Annotated in this window: 17 protein-coding genes and 1 tRNA gene; 7 read left to right on the top strand and 11 right to left on the bottom strand. The window is 62.2% G+C overall.

All coding sequences use genetic code 11. The features are described 5' to 3' along the window. Positions 1–39: 39 nt before the first annotated feature. The 3 genes from AC2FMY_RS04060 (at position 40) to AC2FMY_RS04070 (ending at position 5,040) form a co-directional block, all read left to right on the top strand. Complete coding sequence (locus AC2FMY_RS04060; protein ID WP_496807011.1) at positions 40–1,743, top strand: NAD(P)H-dependent oxidoreductase subunit E; 1,704 nt, start codon at positions 40–42, stop codon at positions 1,741–1,743. A gap of 14 nt (positions 1,744–1,757) precedes the next feature. Further along, positions 1,758–4,538 (top strand): formate dehydrogenase subunit alpha, encoded by a 2,781-nt coding sequence (fdhF, locus tag AC2FMY_RS04065; protein WP_480747862.1) that lies wholly within the window; start codon positions 1,758–1,760, stop codon positions 4,536–4,538. 355 nt (positions 4,539–4,893) lie between these two features. Beyond that, a complete protein-coding gene (locus AC2FMY_RS04070) occupies positions 4,894–5,040 on the top strand; it encodes a DUF3489 domain-containing protein (protein ID WP_480747861.1) in 147 nt (48 codons plus the stop codon). A gap of 159 nt (positions 5,041–5,199) precedes the next feature. Here AC2FMY_RS04070 and AC2FMY_RS04075 read toward each other — a convergent pair. The 3 genes from AC2FMY_RS04075 to AC2FMY_RS04085 form a co-directional block, all read right to left on the bottom strand. Next, a tRNA-Gln gene (locus AC2FMY_RS04075) sits at positions 5,200–5,274 on the bottom strand. A 90-nt stretch (positions 5,275–5,364) separates the two neighbouring features. Beyond that, a complete protein-coding gene (locus tag AC2FMY_RS04080) occupies positions 5,365–6,357 on the bottom strand; it encodes an NADPH:quinone reductase (protein WP_496807012.1) in 993 nt (330 codons plus the stop codon). 83 nt (positions 6,358–6,440) lie between these two features. Next, positions 6,441–6,929 carry an SH3 domain-containing protein gene (locus tag AC2FMY_RS04085; protein ID WP_480748083.1) on the bottom strand — a complete coding sequence of 163 codons (489 nt, stop codon included), beginning with the start codon at positions 6,927–6,929 and terminating at the stop codon, positions 6,441–6,443. Between the two features lie 172 nt (positions 6,930–7,101). On the opposite strand from AC2FMY_RS04085, the gene AC2FMY_RS04090 reads away from it, so the two are divergent. From AC2FMY_RS04090 to AC2FMY_RS04105, 4 genes are all read left to right on the top strand, one after another. After that, on the top strand, positions 7,102–8,088 hold the full coding sequence (locus tag AC2FMY_RS04090; protein WP_480748082.1) for a 2-hydroxyacid dehydrogenase: 987 nt from the start codon (positions 7,102–7,104) through the stop codon (positions 8,086–8,088). A 113-nt stretch (positions 8,089–8,201) separates the two neighbouring features. Then, positions 8,202–9,995 (top strand): gamma-glutamyltransferase, encoded by a 1,794-nt coding sequence (ggt, locus tag AC2FMY_RS04095; protein WP_496807013.1) that lies wholly within the window; start codon positions 8,202–8,204, stop codon positions 9,993–9,995. A gap of 89 nt (positions 9,996–10,084) precedes the next feature. After that, positions 10,085–11,482, top strand: a complete 1,398-nt coding sequence (locus tag AC2FMY_RS04100) for an FAD-binding oxidoreductase (RefSeq protein ID WP_496807014.1) — start codon at positions 10,085–10,087, stop codon at positions 11,480–11,482. Positions 11,483–11,652: 170 nt separating this feature from the next. Then, positions 11,653–14,160, top strand: coding sequence for a GcvT family protein (locus AC2FMY_RS04105; RefSeq protein WP_496807015.1), 2,508 nt, complete (start codon positions 11,653–11,655; stop codon positions 14,158–14,160). 175 nt (positions 14,161–14,335) lie between these two features. Here AC2FMY_RS04105 and AC2FMY_RS04110 read toward each other — a convergent pair whose 3' ends face one another. The 8 genes from AC2FMY_RS04110 to AC2FMY_RS04145 form a co-directional block, all read right to left on the bottom strand. Beyond that, entirely contained in the window at positions 14,336–15,091 is a 756-nt protein-coding gene (locus AC2FMY_RS04110; protein WP_496807016.1) for a VOC family protein, read from the bottom strand. Positions 15,092–15,095: 4 nt separating this feature from the next. Further along, a complete protein-coding gene (rsgA, locus tag AC2FMY_RS04115) occupies positions 15,096–15,932 on the bottom strand; it encodes a ribosome small subunit-dependent GTPase A (protein WP_496807017.1) in 837 nt (278 codons plus the stop codon). Between the two features lie 784 nt (positions 15,933–16,716). Further along, entirely contained in the window at positions 16,717–17,253 is a 537-nt protein-coding gene (locus tag AC2FMY_RS04120) for a hypothetical protein (RefSeq protein ID WP_496748046.1), read from the bottom strand. 89 nt (positions 17,254–17,342) lie between these two features. Continuing rightward, a complete protein-coding gene (locus tag AC2FMY_RS04125; protein WP_496807018.1) occupies positions 17,343–17,768 on the bottom strand; it encodes an EF-hand domain-containing protein in 426 nt (141 codons plus the stop codon). Between the two features lie 83 nt (positions 17,769–17,851). Beyond that, entirely contained in the window at positions 17,852–18,187 is a 336-nt protein-coding gene (locus tag AC2FMY_RS04130; protein WP_496748050.1) for a carboxymuconolactone decarboxylase family protein, read from the bottom strand. A 74-nt stretch (positions 18,188–18,261) separates the two neighbouring features. Continuing rightward, a complete protein-coding gene (locus AC2FMY_RS04135; RefSeq protein WP_496807019.1) occupies positions 18,262–18,915 on the bottom strand; it encodes a DUF938 domain-containing protein in 654 nt (217 codons plus the stop codon). Beyond that, the gene (locus AC2FMY_RS04140) at positions 18,912–19,985 is read right to left on the bottom strand and encodes an NAD(P)/FAD-dependent oxidoreductase (RefSeq protein ID WP_496807020.1); all 1,074 of its coding nucleotides are present in this window, start codon (positions 19,983–19,985) and stop codon (positions 18,912–18,914) included. The genes AC2FMY_RS04135 and AC2FMY_RS04140 overlap by 4 nt, the downstream gene beginning before the upstream one ends. Beyond that, a complete protein-coding gene (locus AC2FMY_RS04145; protein WP_496807021.1) occupies positions 19,982–20,917 on the bottom strand; it encodes an aldo/keto reductase in 936 nt (311 codons plus the stop codon). Before AC2FMY_RS04145 ends, AC2FMY_RS04140 begins: the two co-directional genes overlap by 4 nt. Positions 20,918–21,035 lie beyond the last annotated feature (118 nt).

The raw sequence follows: 21,035 nt of genomic DNA on the forward strand, positions 1-21,035 counted from the left end.
TGAGCTGATGAGAGACCGGGGCGTCAGTCGGAGGGCATCATGGCACCATTGGATACCAAGCCAGCAGGCGCGCCAAGGGGCGTCTGGAAGTCAGGTAAAGGCAAGGGGCGGCGCACGCCCAAGGGCCGTCAGTTCACGGATGAGGCACAGGCCGAGATTGCGCGCCTGCTGGGCGACCGCCCGCGCCGCCGCGATCTGCTTATTGAATTCCTTCACTTAATTCAGGATGCCCACGGCCATATCAGTTCCGATCATATTGCCGCGCTGGCGGTGGAAATGCGGATCGGTCAGGCCGAGATCTATGAGACCGCGACCTTCTATGCCCATTTCGACGTGGTCAAGGAAGGCGAGACGCCGCCGCCCGCGCTGACCATCCGGATGTGCGATTCCCTGTCCTGCGAGATGGCTGGCGCCCAGCAGTTGCAGAAGGCGCTGGAGGACGGGCTGGACCGGTCACAAGTGCGTGTGCTGCGCGCGCCCTGCATGGGCAGGTGCGACACCGCGCCGGTGCTGGAGATCGGCCACAACCATATCGATCACGCGACCCCCGAAAAGGTGCAGGCCGCGATTGCCGCGGGTGACACCCATGCACATCTGCCCGAATACGAGAATTTTGCCACCTATGAGGCAAACGGCGGTTACGCCAAGCTGAAAGAGCTGCGCGACGGCGGCAACTGGGAAGAGGTACAGGAAACGGTTCTGGCCTCGGGCCTGCGTGGTCTGGGCGGCGCTGGTTTTCCGTCTGGCAAGAAATGGGGCTTTGTTCGCATGAACGAAGGGCCGCGCTATCTGGCCGTGAACGGGGACGAGGGCGAGCCGGGTACGTTCAAGGACCGCTACTATCTTGAGCGCACGCCGCATGTCTTTCTGGAAGGGATGCTGATCGCCGCCTGGGCGGTCGAGGCCGAGACCTGCTTTATCTACATGCGCGACGAATATCCGGCGGTACTGGAGATTCTGGCAAAAGAGATTGCCGCGCTGGAACAGGCCGGGATCGTTGCCAAGGGTTACATCGACCTGCGCCGAGGCGCTGGCGCTTATATCTGCGGCGAAGAATCCGCGATGATCGAGTCGATCGAGGGCAAGAAGGGCCTGCCGCGTCACCGCCCGCCATTCGTGGCGCAGGTCGGGGTCTTTGACCGTCCGACACTGGTTCACAATGTCGAGACGCTTTATTGGGTGTCGAAGATCTGCCGCGAGGGGCCGCAGATCCTGAACTCGGTTGAAAAGAATGGCCGCAAAGGGCTGCGCAGCTATTCGGTCTCGGGCCGGGTGGCGAAGCCGGGTGTATACCTGCTGCCTGCAGGGTCGACCATTCTGGACGTGATTGATGCCGCCGGGGGCATGGCCGAGGGCCATGTGTTCAAGGCGTATCAGCCGGGCGGGCCGTCGTCGGGTCTGTTGCCTGCAAGCATTGACGACGTCCCGCTCGACTTTGACACGCTGCAGCCGCTTGGCACCTTTATCGGGTCTGCCGCCGTGGTGGTTCTGTCCGATCAGGACACCGCGCGGGATGCGGCGCTGAACATGCTGCGGTTCTTCGAGGATGAAAGCTGTGGCCAGTGCACGCCCTGCCGGGCGGGCTGTGAAAAGGCGGTCAAGCTGATGCAGGCCGACAAGTGGGATCAGGATCTGCTGGAGGACCTGTGTCAGGTGATGGCCGATGCCTCGATCTGCGGTCTGGGGCAGGCGGCCCCGAACCCGATCCGTCTGGTCATGAAACATTTTGCCGACGAAATCTGAGGGGAGACAGAGCCATGCTTGACGCAAGCCCAACCAAGACCGTCACCTTCAGCCTGAACGGCGATGACGTCACCGTGCCCGAGGGCACCACGATCTGGGAAGCGGCCAATGGCCGGGGCCTGGTGATTCCGCACCTGTGCCACAAGCCTGCACCGGGATATCGGCCCGATGGCAACTGCCGCGCCTGCATGGTCGAGGTGGAGGGCGAGCGCACGCTGGTCGCCTCGTGCATCCGGCCTGCGGCGGACGGTATGATTGTGAAGACCGACAGTGACCGCGCCGAGAAATCGCGTGCGATGGTGATGGAACTGTTGGTTGCCGACCAGCCCGAGCAGCCGCATGACGTATCCAGCCATTTTTGGGATATGGCCAGGCTGAACGAGGTCTCGGGCAGCCGCTTTCCTGCGAAAGAGGCCGAGAAAATCCCGCTGCTGGATGACAGCCACGTCGCGATGCGTGTCAATCTGGACGCCTGCATCAACTGCAACCTCTGCGTCCGCGCCTGCCGCGAAGTGCAGGTCAACGACGTGATTGGCATGGCCGGTCGCGGCCATACGGCGCAGGTGGTGTTCGACCAGAACGACCCGATGGGTGCTTCGACCTGTGTTGCTTGTGGCGAATGCGTTCAGGCCTGCCCGACCGGCGCGCTGATGCCCGCCACCGTGCTGGATGACCAGCAGCGCGGCGACAGCAAGGATTACGATTCCGAGACCGAAAGCGTCTGCCCGTTCTGCGGTGTGGGCTGCAAGGTGTCGCTGAAGGTCAAGGACGGCAAGGTCAAATATGTCGAGGGCATCAACGGTCCCGCAAACGAGGGCCGCCTGTGCGTCAAGGGTCGCTTTGGCTTTGACTACATCCACCACCCGCACCGTCTGACCAAGCCGCTGATCCGGCGCGAGGATGCGCCCGCCAAGGGGCTGAATGTCGATCCGGGCGACCTGTCGACCCATTTCCGCGAAGCGACGTGGGAAGAGGCGATGGATCTGGCCGCGACCAGGCTGATGGCCCTGCGCGCCGAAGACCCACGTTCGGTTGCCGGTTTCGGCTCGGCCAAATGCACCAACGAAGAGGCGTATCTGTTCCAGAAATTCATCCGTCAGGGTTTCCGCCACAACAACGTCGACCACTGCACCCGTCTGTGCCATGCGTCGTCTGTGGCGGCCCTGATCGAGAATGTGGGTTCGGGCGCGGTGACGGCGACCTTCAACGAGATCGAGAACGCCGATGTGGCGATTATCATCGGCTCGAACCCGATCGAGAACCACCCCGTCGCGGCGACCTATTTCAAGCAGTTCGCCAAGCGTGGCGGCAAGCTGATCGTGATGGACCCGCGCGGCGTCGGCATGCGCAAGTTTGCCACCGAGATGCTGCAGTTCCGCCCCGGTGCCGACGTCTCGATGCTGAACGCGATCATGAACGTGATCGTCGAGGAAGAGCTGTACGACAGCCAGTACATCCACCGCTGGACCGAGAACTGGGAGGCCGAGAAGGAACATCTGCGCGCCTTCACCCCCGAGAAGATGTCCGAGATTTGCGGCATCGAGCCCGATCAGCTGCGCCGCGTCGCGCGCATCTTTGCAGGCGCCAAGGCCGGTCTGATCTTTTGGGGCATGGGCGTCAGCCAGCATATCCACGGCACCGACAACTCGCGTTGCCTGATCAGCCTTGCGCTGATGACCGGCAACGTGGGCAAGCCGGGCGCCGGTCTGCACCCGCTGCGGGGCCAGAACAATGTACAGGGCGCATCCGATGCGGGCCTGATCCCGATGTTCCTGCCGGATTACCAGTCGGTGACCGATGACGGCATCCGCGCCAGGTTCAACAGCGTGTGGAACTCGGAGGACTTCTCGAACGAGAAGGGCCTGACCGTGACCGAGATCATCGATCACGCTTATGCGGGCAAGATCCGGGGCATGTACATTCAGGGTGAAAACCCCGCCATGTCCGACCCCGACGCGGGCCACGCGCGCGAGGCGCTGGCCAAGCTGGACCTGATGATCGTGCAGGATATCTTCCTGACCGAGACGGCGAACTATGCCGACATCATCCTGCCCGCCTCGGCGCTTTACGAAAAGAATGGCACGGTGTCGAACACCAACCGTCAGGTGCAGCGGGTGCGCCCCGCCGTACCGCCGCCGGGCGAGGCGCGCGAGGACTGGAAAATCACCGTCGAACTGGCGCAGCGCATCGGGTTGAACTGGGATTACACCGACGTGTCGCAGGTGTTCGACGAGATGAAGCTGACGATGAAGTCGCTCAACAACATCACTTGGGAGCGACTGAAGACCGAAACCATCACCTATCCGTCGCTCAGCGAGACCGATCCGGGTCAGGCGATCGTGTTCGGCGACGGCTTCCCGCGCCCCGAGGGCCGCGCCCGGTTCACACCCGCCAGTGTGATCCCGCCCGACGAGGCGCCGGACGCGGATTATCCGATGATCGCCACGACGGGGCGCCAGCTGGAACATTGGCACACCGGGTCGATGACCCGCCGGTCGCTGGTGCTGGACGCGGTCGAGCCCGAGGCCAACTGTTCGATGAACCCGCGTACGCTCAAGCTGATGGGGATCGAGCCGGGCGAGATGGTGCGCCTGACCACCCGGCGCGGATCCATCGAGATCATGGTGCGCGCCGACCGGGCCATTGCCGAGGACATGGTGTTCATCCCCTTCGCCTATGTCGAGGCGGCGGCGAACATCCTGACCAACCCGGCCATCGACCCCTATGGCAAGATCCCCGAGTTCAAGTTCTCGGCGATCCGGGTCGAAAAGATCGAGGCTATCGCGGCGGAATAACTCTCCTCCTCCTGCCGCGTGACGGGCGGTCCCTTCGGGGGCCGTCCTTTTTTGTTCGGCCATGTGCCGACTTTCAGGTTTGCGGTTTTCTGGTTCGTCAAACCAACGCGGTTTTCCCCCTTGGCGCTTTATGCGGGCATCGGTCAGGAGCGCGTCGGGAATCCAGCAACGAGTCAGATGCCCACAAAGCACGGCCGAAGCCATCCGCAAACACGTGCGGGGCGTTTGTTCTGAGGCAAAAACAGGAACTCGGCAGGACACCTGTGAGGTCGCCCAACCTTCACTTTGCCCAAAGATGAGGATGATAACGATGGCAATTGCATCCGGAACAAAAACTAAACCGTGACCTGGCAAATTGGCCCGGAACAGCCCCGGGGGTCAGCAACAATTACAGAGACTGCTGTCCCGCAAGACCGGCGCCACAACTGCGCAGATTCAGAACGCCTTTGGCTGGCAGCCACATTCTGCGCGCGCGGCGATTTCGATGATGTGCAGGATGTGACAAACCGTTGAGCGATCAGGATATGACAAAGGAACGGTCTACCAGATCCCTGAACGGGAAGAGTGTATCCCACCTTGTATCTCATCTGTCGGACGACTGAGATACACAGCCGGAGAAAGGGGAGGATTTCCCCTTGTTTTGCGGGTCTTTCAGAGAAAGTGGCTGGGGTGGTAGGATTCGAACCTACGGTACGCGGTACCAAAAACCGTTGCCTTACCACTTGGCTACACCCCAACGGTGAGCGGCTATCTACGACTCTTGTTGGCGGGGTTCAAGGCCCATTTCGCAAAAAATGTGAGCCTTGGCATTCATTTTTTCGGGTGCTCATTCCGCGGTTTTCAAAAGCACCGCACCGGTGCGTTTTCCGGCCTCGACCGCCTCATGCGCAAGCTGGCAATCGGCGAGGCCGTGGATGGATTGGACGGGGCAGCGAAGGGCATTTGCGTTCAGCGCGCCGGTCAGTTTCGCAATGGCCGCGGCGCGTAGGGCTGGCGGCAGAAGATAGATCAGCGTCATCTCAAGCGTGACCGCTTTGAACATCAGTGGATAGAACGGCAGGGTGGGCGACATCTGCGCCGCCGAGCCATAGGCGTTGATGCGGCCGTTCTCGGCAATGACCTCGGTGTCCGTCCGGAGGTTGAGGCCGAATTCGACCTCGACGATCCGGTCCACGGACCGGCCGCCATTGGCGGACAGAATCTGTTGCGGCAGATCGGGGTCCGAATAGTCGACGACGGCATCCGCCCCGGCGTCACGCACGCGGTCGAAACTGGCGGGCGCGGCGGTGGCGATCACCTTGGCGCCGCCCCATTTGGCAAGCTGCACCGCGAGATAGCCAACGGTGCCTGCGCCGCCCTGAACAAGAACGGTCTGCCCCGCCACGTCGCCGCCGGAAAACACCGTGTGACATGCGGTGAGGCCCGGAATGCCCAGAACCGCCCCGGTTTCCAGCGACACTGCATCGGGCAAGCGCACCGCCTGTTCCGTGGGCAGCGCGATCTGCTGGGCAGCGGTGCCGAAAGCGCGTTGCCACTGGCCGTTCCAGATCCACACGCGCTCGCCGATGCGGGCCTGCGGCATGCCGTCACCTACGGCGGAAATCACTCCTGCGCCATCACTGTGCGGAATTATGACGGGAAAGGGCGGCCTGGTGATGCCGGGCCGGGCCCCGGCGCGGGCCTTGACGTCGGACGGGTTCACGCCGGAATACTCCAGATCGACCAGCACCTCGCCGGGGGCGGGTTTGGGCGGCTCCAGTTCGGTGAGTGTCAGGACGTCCTTCGCCGGGCCAAAGCTGCTGTAGGTGATGGCTTTCATGTGGTCTCTCCGCAGGGGCTGAGACCGGCACGATAACGCGATATGCGGCGAAGGCCAGACCCCACGGCGCGGCGATTTCGGCCCTATTCGCGTATCTCGTCAGCCGCCACGCCCCAGAGGTTGGTTTTCGGCGTCCAGCCGCGATAGCCCCCGGCCGAGATCCGGCACCAGTCGATGGTGCAGGTGCCAAGTCGGGCGACGACGCCGGTCTCGAACCGGGCGTTGACCTGCGAAGCGGGATCGGGGCGGGAATGGATCGGAACCATGTCCTGTTCGATCAGCACCGTCCTTGCGCCTGACAACAGTGCGTAATGCACCCAGCCACCGGCGCCGTCACGGTCCTGCACGCGGCGCCAGTTGCCGAATTCGGCGGTGATCTGCAGCGGCATGTCGCGGCGTTTGAACACCCAGTCGATTCGGTGGGTCAGCGACGGGCCACGCCGGACGTTGCCCTCGTTGGCTTTCATCGACACGAAACGGGGCAGCGGCAGGTTGGTGACCTGACCGCGTTTTTCCTCGGCGCTCGCGGCGGAAATGCCGAACGCGATGAGAAGAGTCGAAAACAGCGCCAGATACTGGCGTTTCACCGATACCGAATGCCTCACTGCCTGCCTGCTCTTATGCCTGTTGATCCGGTTTTGAAAAAAGGCTGCGTCAATTCAGCTTGGGGTTCTTGTGCCCCGCCTGATCCTGCGCCACGATGCCATGGCGCGCGCAGGATTGCAAAGCAGTGGGAGGGCCGAAGTGCCAAGAGAACGTCTGAGTGTTGTCGTAACGCGACGGTTGCCCGAAGCCGTCGAAACCCGGCTGAGTGAACTCTTTGATGTGCGTCTGCGCGAAGATGACACGCCGATGACCCGAACCGAGCTTGTCGAGGCGGTGAAAACCGCCGATGTGCTGGTGCCGACCGTGACCGACACGATCGATGCAGGATTGCTGGGACAGGCGGGTGAACAGTTGCGGCTGATCGCGAATTACGGGGCCGGGGTGGATCATATCGACGTATCGACCGCGCGGCAGCGGGGAATACTGGTGTCGAACACGCCCGGTGTTCTGACCGACGATACCGCCGACATGACCATGGCGCTGATCCTCGCCGTCACGCGGCGCATTCCCGAAGGTCTGGCGGTGATGCAGAAAGGCGACTGGACAGGCTGGGCGCCGACCGCTTTGCTGGGTGGCCGCATCGGTGGCCGCCGCCTTGGCATTCTGGGCATGGGGCGGATCGGTCAGGCCGTTGCCCGACGCGCGCGGGCCTTTGGCATGCAGGTGCATTACCACAACCGCCGCCGCCTGCGCCCCGAGGTCGAGGAAGAGCTGGAGGCGACCTATTGGGACAGCCTTGATCAGATGGTGGCGCGGATGGACGTGATCTCGGTCAACTGCCCGTCGACGCCGTCCACCTTTCATCTGATGAACGCGCGCCGTCTTAAACTGATGAAACCGTCTGCCGTGATCGTAAACACCTCGCGCGGAGAGGTGATCGACGAAAATGCCCTGACCCGCCTGATCCGTGCGGATGAAATCGCCGGGGCGGGGCTGGACGTATATGAACACGGCACCAACGTGAACCCGCGCCTGCGGCAATTGCCCAACGTGGTGCTGTTGCCGCATATGGGATCGGCCACCATCGAGGGCCGGATCGAGATGGGCGAGAAGGTCATCATCAACATCAAGACCTTCGAGGACGGCCACCGTCCGCCCGATCAGGTCGTGCCGTCGATGCTTTGAACGACCCCGGCGCCCGGCCATTTGTGCCGGGCGTTTTGGTTTTGTTGTCAGGCCGGGCCGTTCTGCGGCGCGGGTCAAGGGTATTCGCACAGTCTGATTGTCAGGAGGAAAACATGCGCACACACCGTATTTCCAGTTATTTCATGGCCGCCATGCTGTCGGTTTCGCCCGCTTTGGCGCAGCAGACCGCTGATGCCGTGGCCCCGGAACTGGCAACCTCGGGTCAGGTCGAGACGCTGTCGCAGGCCGCAAAGGATGCTCTGGCGGCCAAGGACGCCGGTCAACCGGTCGAGGCAGCGAACTGGATGGTGGCGGCCGCCAATCCACTGGCGGTCGAAGCCGGGGCGCGGGTGCTGCGCGCGGGTGGCACGGCGGCCGATGCGATGGTGGCGGTGCAGGTCGTTCTGGGGCTGGTCGAGCCGCAATCCTCGGGGTTGGGCGGCGGGGCGTTCCTTGTCTGGTATGACGCTGCAAGCGGCGAGCTGACCACGCTGGATGCCCGCGAAACCGCGCCGCGCGCGGCGACGCCGACCTTGTTTCAGGACGAAAATGGTGAACCGCTGGGGTTCTTCGATGCGGTTGTCGGCGGTCTGTCCGTCGGCACCCCCGGCACGCCCGCGCTGCTGGAGGCGGCGCACCGCCGCTGGGGCGGCAAGCCGTGGCCGTCGCTGTTCGATGATGCGATCGGGCTGGCCGAGGGCGGTTTTGCCGTGTCGCCACGCCTCGCCGGTCTGGTTGCCGCCGATGCCGAGCGGCTGGCCCGGTTCCCGGCTACTGCCGACTATTTCCTGCCGGGTGGGCAACCCGTTGCCGAAGGCGGCACGTTGAAAAACCCTGCCTATGCCGAAACGCTCCGAACACTGGCCGCCGAGGGATCGGCGGGGTTTTACGGCGGTGACATCGCTGCGGGCATCGTCAGCGCCGTACGCTCTGCCCCCGGCAATCCCGGTGTCCTGTCCGGTGTCGATCTGGCGCTCTATCAGGTGATCGAGCGTGCGCCGGTCTGCGCTGCCTATCGCGCCTATGAGGTCTGTGGCATGGGGCCGCCTTCGTCGGGGGCGCTGACGGTGGGACAGATCCTGGGGATGCTTGACAGCTATGATCTGGCAGCGCTTGGTCCAACCAGCGCCGAAGCGTGGCGGCTGATCGGCGATGCCTCGCGCCTCGCCTTTGCGGATCGGGGCCGGTACATGGCCGACAGTGATTTCGTGCCGATGCCGACCAAGGGGCTGGTCGATTCCGCCTATCTGAGCGGGCGCGGCGCGCTGCTGGACACCGGCGCGGCCCTGTCCGACGTGGCCCCCGGTACTCCCGAATTCGATCACGCCCTGATCTGGGCCGATGATCAATCGATCGAATTTCCGTCCACCTCGCATATTTCGATCGTGGACGCGCAGGGCAATGTCCTGTCGATGACCACGACGATCGAAAACGGCTTTGGCTCGCGCCTGATGGCGAACGGGTTTCTGCTCAACAACGAACTGACCGATTTTTCGTTCCGCACCCATGCTGACGGTGTACCCATCGCCAACCGGCTGGAACCCGGAAAGCGGCCACGTTCATCGATGAGCCCGACCATCGTGATGAAGGACGGCAAGCCGGTGCTGGCCATCGGCTCTCCGGGCGGCAGCCGGATCATCGGCTATGTGGCCAAATCCATCATCGCGTGGGCGGATTGGGGCATGGATGTGCAACAGGCGTTGGCACTGCCGCATCTGGTCAACCGATTTGGCACCTATGACGTGGAACAGGACACCGCCGCGACCGAACTGACCGAACCGCTGACCGCGCTGGGCTATGAGGTCAACGCGCGCGATCTGACCTCTGGCCTGCACGCCATCGAGATCGGCGAGGTGCTGAAAGGCGGGGCGGACCCGCGTCGCGAAGGCATCGCGCTGGGCGAATGAACCGCTACCGGGTTGTGGGTATTGTCCGCGACGCGCACGTTTCGTAGCAATGCGGGGCGGTCACGCAGACCGCAAAGGGGAGAAACACCATGGTTCAGGCCACGGCGCTGCCACGCAACGAGACCGGCATAGAAACCGTCATCGGCATCCTGAAACAACGATTTGGCGACAGGTTGCAGACCGGTGCATCGATCCGCGAACAACACGGCCACACGACGACCTGGATCAACAACCAGTCCCCCGACGCGGTGGTGTTTCCCGAAACCACGTCGGAAGTTTCGGACATCGTCAAGACCTGCGCCCGACACAGGGTTCCGGTCATTGCCTTCGGCACCGGCACCTCGCTGGAAGGGCATGTAAACGCGCCCGCTGGCGGGATTTCGGTTGATCTGATGCGAATGAACAAGGTTCTTGCGGTTCATGCCGAGGATCTGGATTGCGTGGTTCAACCCGGCGTCACCCGCGAGGACCTGAACACCTACCTTCGCGATCAGGGCCTGTTCTTTCCAATCGATCCCGGCGCCAATGCCTCGCTGGGCGGCATGGCCGCGACGCGCGCCTCGGGCACCAACGCGGTGCGCTACGGGACGATGAAGGACAACATCCTGAGCCTTGAGGCGGTGATGCCCGATGGCCGGATCATCCGCACCGGCACCCGCGCCAGGAAATCCTCGGCAGGTTACGACCTGACCCGCCTGCTGATCGGCTCCGAGGGGACGCTTGGCCTGATCACCGAAATCACCCTGCGCCTGCAGGGCATCCCCGAGGCGATCAGTTCGGCCCGCTGTTCCTTTCCCTCGGTCGATGCCGCCTGCCGGGCGGTGATGATGACGATCCAATACGGCATCCCGGTGGCCCGGATCGAGCTTCTGGACGAGCTTTCGGTTGCCGCCGCCAATGCCTATTCCAGGCTGGACCTGCCGGAAACGCCGCTGCTGCTGCTGGAATTTCACGGCTCTGAGGCCGGGGTGGTCGAACAGGCGGAAACATTCGGGGCCATCGCCGAGGAATTCGGCGGCACCGATTTTGCCGCCACCACCTCGACCGAAGACCGCAACAAGCTCTGGCAGGCGCGCCACGACATGTACTGGGCGTGCCTGCAACTGCGTCCGGGGGCGCAGGGGATTTCCACCGATGTCTGCGTTCCGATCTCGCGGCTGGCCGAAGCGGTGACCATGGCACAGGCCAAGACGGCAGAACTTGGGCTGCTGGCCCCCGTCGTCGGCCATGTCGGTGACGGGAATTTCCATACGCTTGTGCTGTTGGACATGGCCAATCCCGACGAGGTTGCCAAGGCCGAAACCTTTGTCGGCTGGCTGAACGAACTGGCGATCTCGATGGACGGAACCTGCACGGGTGAGCATGGAATCGGGCAGGGCAAAAAGCCCTATCTCGAAAAGGAACTCGGCCCGGCCACGCTTTACATGAAAGCGGTCAAGGCGGCGCTTGATCCCGACAACATCATGAACCCGGGCAAGATTCTCTAACTTTGCAAAGCCGCGAGTTTCGCGCCCTTGCCGGCGCTGCAAGCCGTCAATCGTCGGCTTGTGAGTGGCCTAGGTCGGTTTTGCGCAATTTTAAGTCGGATGGACTTGGCGCTGTGCCCTGCCGTTCGGCATAAACCATCCCAAACAGACTCAATCCGGAGAGCGGGCAAATGAAAACCCAAGTCAAAGCACTGGTCGTCGGCGGTGGTGCCGTCGGGACCTCGATTGCCTATCACCTGGCCAAGGCGGGCTGGGACGACGTCATGCTGATCGAGCGGGACGAACTCACCTCGGGTTCGACATGGCACGCGGCGGGTCTGCTGCCGCTTTTCAACATGTCTTACGCGACCACCCACATTCACAAATACTCGGTCGATTTCTACAAGACGCTGGAAGAGGAAACCGGACTGAACGCCGGTTTCGCCGTCGTTGGCAACCTGCGCATGGCGCAGACGCAAGAGCGTATGGACGAATACATGCTCTATGCCTCGACCGCCGAAACCTGCGACGTGAAATACGAGTGGCTGACCCCGGACCAGATCAAGGAACGCTGGCCACTGATCGAAACGGGCGACCTGAAGGGCGCGATCTATCACACCGAGGATGGCTATATTAACCCCGCCGACGTGACCCAGGCGATGGCCAAGGGCGCCCGCCAGCGCGGTGTCGATATCGTGCGCAAGATGCAGGCCGATGCCTTTCACTGGAACGGCACCCATTGGGAGGTCACCTGCACCAAGATGGTCGAGCAGGGCGGCAACCTGGTGCCTTCGGACGAGCAGGTGGTGATCACCGCCGAGCATGTCGTGACTGCCAGCGGCAACCATGCGCAGCGCACCGCCAAGATGCTGGGCATCAAGATGCCCGCGATCCCGGTCGAACACACCTTTATCGTCATGGACAAGGACCCCGAGCTGGTCAAATGGCGCGAAGCGGGCAACCCGGAGCACCCGGTTGTGCGCGACGCCGACAACGAATCCTACGCCCGCGAAGAGCGCGGCGGCTGGATTTTGGGCATCTATGAACACGGCGCGCCCGCGCGGTTCGAACATGGCGTGCCCGACAGCTTCCGCGCCGATCTGTTCCCGCTGGATCTGGACCGGATTGCCGAACAGTACATGGCGATGGCCGAACGCGTGCCGTCCTGTGCCGAAAGCGGCCTCAAGGACGATTTCAACGGCCCGATCTGCTATACCCCCGACGGCAACCCGCTGGTCGGTCCGGCGCCTGGCCTGCGCAACATGTGGCTGGCCGAGGGTTTCAGCTTTGGCATCACCGCCGCGGGCGGCACCGGCTATTACCTGGCGCAGATGATGGTCGATGGCGAGGCCGAAATCGACATGGCGTCGCTCGACCCCAAGCGGTATTCGTCGAACTGGATGACCACCGAATTCGCGGCCCGCAAGAACGAAGAGTGCTATGAGCACGTCTATATCCTGCACCACCCGGACGAAGAGCGTCAGGCCTGCCGTCCGCTGCGTACCGCGCCCGCCTACGACCGCCAGAAGGCCCGCGGTGCACAGTTCGGCTGGGTCAACGGCTGGGAACGCCCCAACTATTATGGCCCGCTGGACGCACCGGAAAACTTCGACCACGACGCCCGCTCCTTCCGCCGTGGCGGCTGGTGGCAATATGCCGTCGAAGAAGCCAAGGCGATCCGCAACGGTGTTGGCCTGATCGACGCGACCGCGTTCACCAAGCATGTCGTCAAAGGCCCCGGTGCCACTCAGTTCCTGGATTGGTTCACCTGCAACAAGCTGCCCAAGGTCGGCCGCATCAACCTGACCTATGCCCTGACCTCGCACGGCACCACCCGCACCGAATACACCATCGTCCGCAACGGCGAGAACAATTACTATCTGGTCTCTGCCGGGGCCTGGTCCGAGTATGACGCGGACTTCCTGCGCAAGGCCGCCGAAGACAAGATGGAAGAGTTCGGCTATATCGAGATCCAAGACGTGACCACCCAGTGGGGTGTCTTCGCCATCGCCGGGCCGAAATCGCGTGATGTGCTGAAAGAGGTGATCGTCGACGCCGATCCGGCAACCGCGCTGTCGAACAAGCGATTCCCGTGGCTGTCGGCCAAGCAGATCGAACTGGGCATGTGCCCGGTGAACGCGATCCGCGTGGCCTATACCGGCGAGCTGGGCTGGGAGCTGCATCACCCGATCGAGATGCAGAACTACCTGTTCGACCTGCTGGAGAAGGCCGGCGAGAAGCACGGCATGAAGCTGGTGGGGGCACGCGCCCAGAACTGGTTGCGCCAGGAGAAATCCTATCGCGCCTTCGGCAACGAACTGGGCCGCGACGCGACCCCGCTGGAAGCCGACCTGCCGCGCTTTGTTGATCTGGAGAAGGACTTCAACGGCAAAGCCAAACTGGAAGAGACCGGCGTCCGCGTCAAATGCTGCACCCTGCTGATCGACGGCCCTGCCGATGCCGATCCCTGGGGCCGCGAGGCGCTTTATGCCGAAGACGGCACCCGTGTGGGCCGCCTGACCTCCGGCGGCTACTCGGTGGCGTTCGAGAAATCCATCGGCATGGGCTATGTGAAGCCCGACTACGCAGTGGAAGGCACCAGGCTGCAGGTCAAGATTCAGGACAAGTTATGGGATGCGGTCGTCACCTGCGACAGCCCCTATGATCCCAAGAACGAAGTCATCCGCAAGGACGGCTGATCAAACAAGGCCCCGGAGAGATCCGGGGCCTTTGCCTTTTTGGGCAACAGCCAACCGATGGCGACGCAACGGTTGCACTGACCGATTTCGATGAGCGGTCCCAGCCTAAATCTGGCAGATGCTGAAAAGCGAAGAATTGAACGCTCTCAAAGTCCCATCTGGTGAGCAAGGATCGCTAGAGCTCTTCGATCAGTGAAAAAAATGCGCCGTCCGGATCACTAAAGACGACTTTGCGGCGTTTTCCAGCCACGGTTTCGCTGTCACTTACCCGACGCGCCCCATTGTCTTCGGCAAGGTGGCAAGCATCTTCGGTTGACTTGACCCTGATGCTTGGAACCCATGTTGCCGTCGAACCGTCTGGTCGATGCCTTCGATGTTGCGTAGCGACCGGGGTGCCCGACGGTCCGACTATGGTGACATCTTCCTGTTCCCTCTTGGGACAGACTCGCCAGCCAAAGAGCTCGGCGTAGAACAGTTCCGGGAATTCTTTCTCTTCGGTGAAGTAGACCTCGGGGCCGAATTGTCGGCAAGGCACCGGGAAACCATGTCTGGATAGTGAAATCCCCAAAAGCGCTCCGAGTGGATCTCGAATGAGCGCATTACGCCCAACGCCGGGTACCTCGAATGGGGGCCGGACGTTCGTTCCTCCAAGCGTTTTGGCGCGCTCCACCGCCACGTCCACATCCGGGACTTCGGTGTAGGCAATCCAACCATTTGACTGCTTGGACGGGGTCTCGGCAAGTCCGGCGCCTGCTTCGTCATCGGAAAAGGCCAGGACAAAATCTTTCTCACCGCCACCCCAGGCAAAATCCGTTGCCCGCTCGATCTGGTACGTCCAATTGGTGATACGCTGGTAGAATGCCATCGAGCGCTTCCTGTCAGACGTGAAGAGATCATGCCATACGATTTGACCGACTTTCGACTGCGTCATCATCCTATCTCCTGACATCTTTGTGCTTCTTGACGCTTCGGACCATCTTACCGAAGGCCTTGTCGCGTGACCTGCGTTCGGCGAGGCTGGCAGAGTTAAACGCGTCTTCGGCCATGAGTTTGCGCCATCTTTCCAGCCGCGAAGCATCTAGGGCACCTTCTTCGATAGCCTCCAGAACGGCGCACCCCGGTTCGGTTCTGTGCTGACAATCCGTGAAACGGCAGTTTGCGGCCAACTCCTGGATATCGGAGAAAAGGTAACTGATCCCCTGAACCGCGTTGGTGAGCTGCAACTCCCGCATACCAGGGGTGTCCAGAATCAGACAGCTATTGGGCATCGGATGAAGCTCGCGCCTTGTCGTGGTGTGCCGACCTTTTGCGTCATCCTCGCGGATGGCCTTGGTTTCGATGGCTTGGCTGTCGAGCAGCGAATTGGTCAGCGTCGACTTCCCGACTCCGGACGAACCGAGGAAAGCCACCGTCTTGCCCGGCTTGCACCAGTCGGCGAGTTCCGCCCGGGGCGCGCTGCCACGAGCATCGAGTGCAACTATGTCGATCAGGTCCGACACAGCACGGGCCGCGTCGATGTAGCGTTGCGGGTCTGTAGCCAGGTCGGTCTTCGTGAGCACGATAACCGGCGTGATCCTTGCCTCGAACGCCAGTGCGACATAGCGTTCGAGCCGGGCAATGTTGAAGTCCTGATTGCAAGACGTGACGATGAAGGCCGTGTCGATGTTTGCAGCGATCAGTTGTTCCTGGCGGTCGGTGCCAGGTGCGCGTCGTTTGATGAGGCTTTGACGCCCGAGCACCTGACTGGATCTCGGGCGATCCGGGTCCAGCATCAGCCAGTCTCCGACAGTTACATCGTGTCTGGGCGGAAGCATTGTTTCAATGTTCTCGCCAATGACGTGTACCGCGTTGCGATGTATTTCGACCACCCGGACTGGTGGTGTCGCGGCCAATTCGTCGACGCTTATTTGCTGGGCGAAGAAGGGCTTCCAACCCAGTGCCTGAAGAGGGCTGAGTTTTGCCTTGATATCGGTGTCACTTTGGCGCGGTGAAAGGAAATGGGAATAATCCCGTATCATTGCGTGTCAACTTTCATGTCTTGGCCGCAAGTTGGGCTTGGGCGCTGATGGTTTGGAAAAAGATTGCAACCCAACAGTCGCCGTCAAAAACAGAGTGACGGCGTCATCTATCGAGGTTGGATTTGCACCGGGAGGCTCACTGCCTCCCTTCCTTACCGGGACATGAAATCTCCATTTCGGATGGCGGCTGTATAGGTTCAAATGATGCCAGACGCAACCGTATGCATGTGACAAAGACCGTTCCGTACATTCAAGAGAGCGGTTAATCGACCAGAGGAAAGGAATAAGCGTTTCGTTCGCTGACCCGCCACTGATTTGGTTTCGCAATTGCCAAGTCGTTCCGCGTGTGGTGCCGCCGTGTCGGGGTCGTATAGCTTGTGTTCTCAGACCCGGGTTGACCGTTTCTTATCAACGTCCGTTTGAACCAGGCACCCCAATGACCGATTCAGGTAGCAACCTCCAGTTGGTCGACGGCGCCGTATTTAACTAGATGGCGACCGAAACCACGCACCCTCAGTCCGTTGCGTAATGCTTTGACTTAATTCAACAGCTTCAGGCGGGCCAGCACGTCGTCCATGGCGTTCACATAAGGATGGCAGGTCAGCGAGACGACCTGCGTGAACTGTCCGCTGACATAGGTCCGGACAAAGTGGCCCTCCCAGGCGTCGCCCTTGCATCGCTTGATGTTCAGCTGATCGTGGCCCTTGTAGTTCACCGAGTACTTTCCAAGCGACACTTCGCTGAACGCGGTGCGATATTCGGCCTTGTTGGTGATGCTCGACACGCCCTTGAAGCTGCTTGCCGGAAACGGCTCTTCGATCAGGACATTCGCCCTGTCCGGCTCGCCCATATAGATCGACAGGCCGGTGGCCGGGTCATGAGTGTAGTCGACGATGAACGTCGCGCCGGGTGAATACTCCTCGGCCTGACCAACATGTGCGTCCGAGCGGTCACCGTGAGTGGGGACAAAGCGATTGGCCAGCACCTGGCAGATCATGCGCCCCCTGATCGGGTCTTGTTGTGCCAGCACTTGCGAAGACAGCAAGATCAGCAGAATGGCGGCTATGGTCTTCATGGCAGGTACACTCCCAATCAGGAGTGTACCACAAAACCGCCTTCAGATCATCCGAGGGCTTCCAAACCTCAATTTGCCTTGCTGCCCCTTCACCCCCCGAAATCGGCCGATGTGACCTGACCGTCACCATCCTTGTCGACCTTGGCAAACCAGCTTTCGGTGCCGTTCAGGAATTCTTCCTGGCTGACCGATCCGTCGCCATCGATGTCGTTGAATTCGCGGCGCAGGCCGTTCACCGGGCCTTTCAGCCCCTGTGGGGCGTCGTTGGCCGCCATGTCTGCTGCGCGGGTTTCGTCGAACAGGTCGTATTCCGAGGGGTCCAGCACCTGATTTTCGTCCGCGTCGAACATATAGAACACGTCCGCGCGCTTTTCGCGGGCTTCTTCCAATGACACGGCACTGTCCCCGTCGTTGTCCCAGTTCTCGATGAAATGTGCGCCCGGAACCGGCGTTTCGGCCAGTGCAAATCCAACCACCAGAATGAATGCAGGTCCTGCTAGCAATGCGGGTTTCATGGCGTGATCTTCCTTTTCGTTTTCATGCCCTGAATGTGAAACGGATCAGCGCCGGATATCCGGCGCTGTCAGAATGACGCAGGTCATCCGGTCAGTTCATCAAAACATTCCAGGGCCTTGGCCGCATACATCATCGACGGCCCGCCACCCATCTGGATCGACATGGCCAGAACGTCGGCGACCTCTTCCCGCGACGCGCCCGCATTGACCAATGCCTCGACATGCAACGAGATGCAGGGTTCGCACCGAACCGCCACCGAGATGCCAAGCGCTACGTATTCCTTGGTCTTGTAATCCAGAGTGCCGCCTTCCTTGACGGCCTTGCCCAAAGCCCCGAAGGCGCGCGCGGTGTCGGGGATAGCCCCGTTCAGGTTCCGCAGGCCGGACCGGGTTGCGGACAGTTTCTCTTGCCAGTTCATGCAGGGTGCCCCTTTGCAAACATATCATTGTTTGCATGTGTAGGGCGCTGACCGGGCCGTCTCCTTGATCTTGATCAGGTGCGGGGCCTTTCCGCGATCAGGGCGAGGTTGTTTGCGGGCATCTCCACCACTTCGACCATCTCAAGGCCCGAGGCCTGGATCAGGTCGATCATGTCGAAATCGTCCTTGTAGCCGATCTCGGGGTCCTGCGCGGTCAGGGCCGCGTGGAACCTGGCATCGCCCTCGCTGGTCAGCTCTCCGGCGCGCATGAACGGCCCGTACAGAACGAATCGCCCACCGGGGGCGAGGGCCGCTGCAACCTCGCGGATCAGCGCCGTGGTTTCGGGCTGGCTGATGAGGTGCAGCAGGTTGATCAGGATGATCAGGTTCTGCCCGCCGTGGCAGGAGCCCCACCCCTCGGCCGTCGCATTCAGGTTCCGCGCGGGCAGGACATTCGCCAGATCCGTAGCATAGGCGTCGATGCTGGCCCGGCGCTCGGCGTCGACCTCGGTCGGCTGCCATGTGATCTGCGGAAACCGCTCGGCAAAGGCGGCAACATGCTGTCCGGTGCCGCTGGCCAGTTCCAGCGCCTTGCCTTGGCTCGGCGCCACATGGGCCAGCAGGTCGCACAGCGCCTGCGCGTTGCGGCTGGCGGCCGGCGCCACGAGCCTTGCGCCGTCGCCCTGTTCGGCAACGTTGGCATTCGCGGGCAGCTTGCGCCGGGTCATGACCGCAACCTGTCCGGCCGCAGCGCGGCGACCACCTGTGACTCCAGTTCCGGCGCGTTGCCGACGGTCAGATCCGCCACCAGTCGCGACGCGGCAGGGGCGGACTGAAACCCGTACCCGCCCTGACCGGCGCACCAGACAAAGCTTGGCCGGGCCGGGTCGGGGCCCAGCACCAGCGATTTGTCGGGGGCAAAGCTGCGCAACCCGGCCCAGTTGGTTTCGACCCGCGTCACCGGTTCGGTGACCATTTCTTCGTACCGCGCCAGCCCCTCGGCCAGAACCATGTCGTCGGCATAGGCGTCATGCGGTTCAACCGGATCGGCATCGGCGGGCGAGACCAGCAGCTTTCCCGCGTCAGGCTTGGCATACCACGTCTCGCCAACCCCCATCAGCAGGGGCCAGCCGGTCACGTCATGCCCGCCCGGCGCGGGCAGGCGCGCCATCGAGCGGCGGCAGGGTGTGATGCCAATGGGATCGACCCCGGCCAAGCGGGCGATCTGATCCGCCCAGGCTCCGGCAGCATTCACGAGTGTGCGGGCCTCATACCGGCCGTTGGCGTCGACCCGCCAATGACCGTCTCTGACGATACCGGTCACCTGTTTCCGGGTCAGAACCGACCCGCCATTGGCGCGGATTTGCCGCGCGAAATCCTGCAGCATCCGGTCGGTGTCGATATCCTGCGCCCGGCCGCAATAGGCGGCAAATGCGACAGTATCGGGATTCAGGATGGGCACGCGCGCAAAGGCGTCGTCCAGCCCGATCGGCTCCAGCCCGAGATCCAGACAGTCGGCATCGAATTGCGTCCTCTGATCGTGCCCGCCAATCAGCATCAGACCGCGCGGGCTCAGGTAACCGCCGTTTGCCGTGGTGTGGTATTCCGTGCTGGCCATGCTCAGGGCGATCACCGGCGGCAGGCCATAATTCGGCTCGAACAGGGCCGCCGACCGGCCTGACGTGTGATAGCCCAGCGCGTCCTCGGCCTCCAGCACGGTGACCGAGCCATGCTCGGACAGCCGCGCACCCGCGCTCAGCCCGGCAATTCCGCCGCCGATCACCAGAAAATCGATCATGCCTGTTCCTCCGTGCGGTCGGTGGCGGGCGGCGGTGTTTGGCTCAGCGCCGTGATCCGCGTGTAAAGCTCGGGTGACATTTCATCCGAAATCGCCGCCAGCGAGGGCGCAAGCTGTTCCGCGCTGCGCGCCGAGATGATCGGCAGCAGGCCCGCCGGATTGGCCGCGACCCACGCTACCGCAAGGGTCGCCGGGTGGGTTCCCAGTTCTGCCGCCAGATCGGCCAGCGCCCGTGCGGTGTCGTACATCCAGCTTTGCCCATACCGCACGGCATACCCCTTGTCCTCGGTCAGTCGCCCCTGACCCGAATTGGCGTATTTGCCGGTCAACAACCCTCCGCCCAGTGGGGAATAGGGCGCAACCGCGATGCCCTGATCGGCGCAGGCGGGCAGGATCTCGACCTCGGCCTGGCGTTTGACCAGATTGTACATCGGCTGCAACAGGTCGATACGCAGGTCGAACCCGGCGGCGACCCTCGCGGCCTTCATCACCTGCCATGCGGCAAAGTTGGACAGGCCGATATAGCGGATCTGCCCTTTTCGTTTGAACTCGGCAAAACAGGCCAGTGTTTCGGCCAGATCGGTGCCGGGATCGAAGCGGTGCAGGTACAGCGCATCCACCATGTCGAGGTTCAGCCGCCTGCGGCAGGTGTCGAACTGCGCCCGGATATTGTCAGGCTTTGCACTGTCATAGCCCACCTTGGTCGCGATCATCAGCCTGTCGCGATCCTGAAGAATCATCTCACCCAGAAGCGTCTCGGCCTGACCGTCGGTATAGACAAAGGCAGTGTCGAAATGGGTGATGCCCGCGGCGCGGCTGGCCTCATACATCCTGCGGCTTTCGGCGGCGTCCGCACGCCCGCCAAACTGCATCGTGCCAAAGGCGAACCGGCTGATCGGAGTTCCGTCGGGGGTGGTCAGTCTGGTGGTCATGGCCGGACCATTGCATGCCGGTGCTGGGTGGGAAAGAGCTAAGATTTCTCGCGATAACTTGCCTTTGGTCCATGCGACGTCCCATAGTGCGTAAAAGAACATCTCAGGGGGAGAGGAC

This window comes from Ruegeria sp. YKSE079 (assembly GCF_059612845.1).

Coding starts and splice junctions, on each gene's coding strand:
- AC2FMY_RS04060 (WP_496807011.1), top strand. CDS start 40: ATGGCACCATTGGATACCAAGCCAGCAGGCGCGCCAAGGGGCGTCTGG.
- fdhF (WP_480747862.1), top strand. CDS start 1,758: ATGCTTGACGCAAGCCCAACCAAGACCGTCACCTTCAGCCTGAACGGC.
- AC2FMY_RS04080 (WP_496807012.1), bottom strand. CDS start 6,357: ATGAAAGCCATCACCTACAGCAGCTTTGGCCCGGCGAAGGACGTCCTG.
- ggt (WP_496807013.1), top strand. CDS start 8,202: ATGCGCACACACCGTATTTCCAGTTATTTCATGGCCGCCATGCTGTCG.
- AC2FMY_RS04100 (WP_496807014.1), top strand. CDS start 10,085: ATGGTTCAGGCCACGGCGCTGCCACGCAACGAGACCGGCATAGAAACC.
- AC2FMY_RS04105 (WP_496807015.1), top strand. CDS start 11,653: ATGAAAACCCAAGTCAAAGCACTGGTCGTCGGCGGTGGTGCCGTCGGG.
- AC2FMY_RS04110 (WP_496807016.1), bottom strand. CDS start 15,091: ATGACGCAGTCGAAAGTCGGTCAAATCGTATGGCATGATCTCTTCACG.
- rsgA (WP_496807017.1), bottom strand. CDS start 15,932: ATGCTGGACCCGGATCGCCCGAGATCCAGTCAGGTGCTCGGGCGTCAA.
- AC2FMY_RS04120 (WP_496748046.1), bottom strand. CDS start 17,253: ATGAAGACCATAGCCGCCATTCTGCTGATCTTGCTGTCTTCGCAAGTG.
- AC2FMY_RS04125 (WP_496807018.1), bottom strand. CDS start 17,768: ATGAAACCCGCATTGCTAGCAGGACCTGCATTCATTCTGGTGGTTGGA.
- AC2FMY_RS04130 (WP_496748050.1), bottom strand. CDS start 18,187: ATGAACTGGCAAGAGAAACTGTCCGCAACCCGGTCCGGCCTGCGGAAC.
- AC2FMY_RS04135 (WP_496807019.1), bottom strand. CDS start 18,915: ATGACCCGGCGCAAGCTGCCCGCGAATGCCAACGTTGCCGAACAGGGC.
- AC2FMY_RS04140 (WP_496807020.1), bottom strand. CDS start 19,985: ATGATCGATTTTCTGGTGATCGGCGGCGGAATTGCCGGGCTGAGCGCG.
- AC2FMY_RS04145 (WP_496807021.1), bottom strand. CDS start 20,917: ATGACCACCAGACTGACCACCCCCGACGGAACTCCGATCAGCCGGTTC.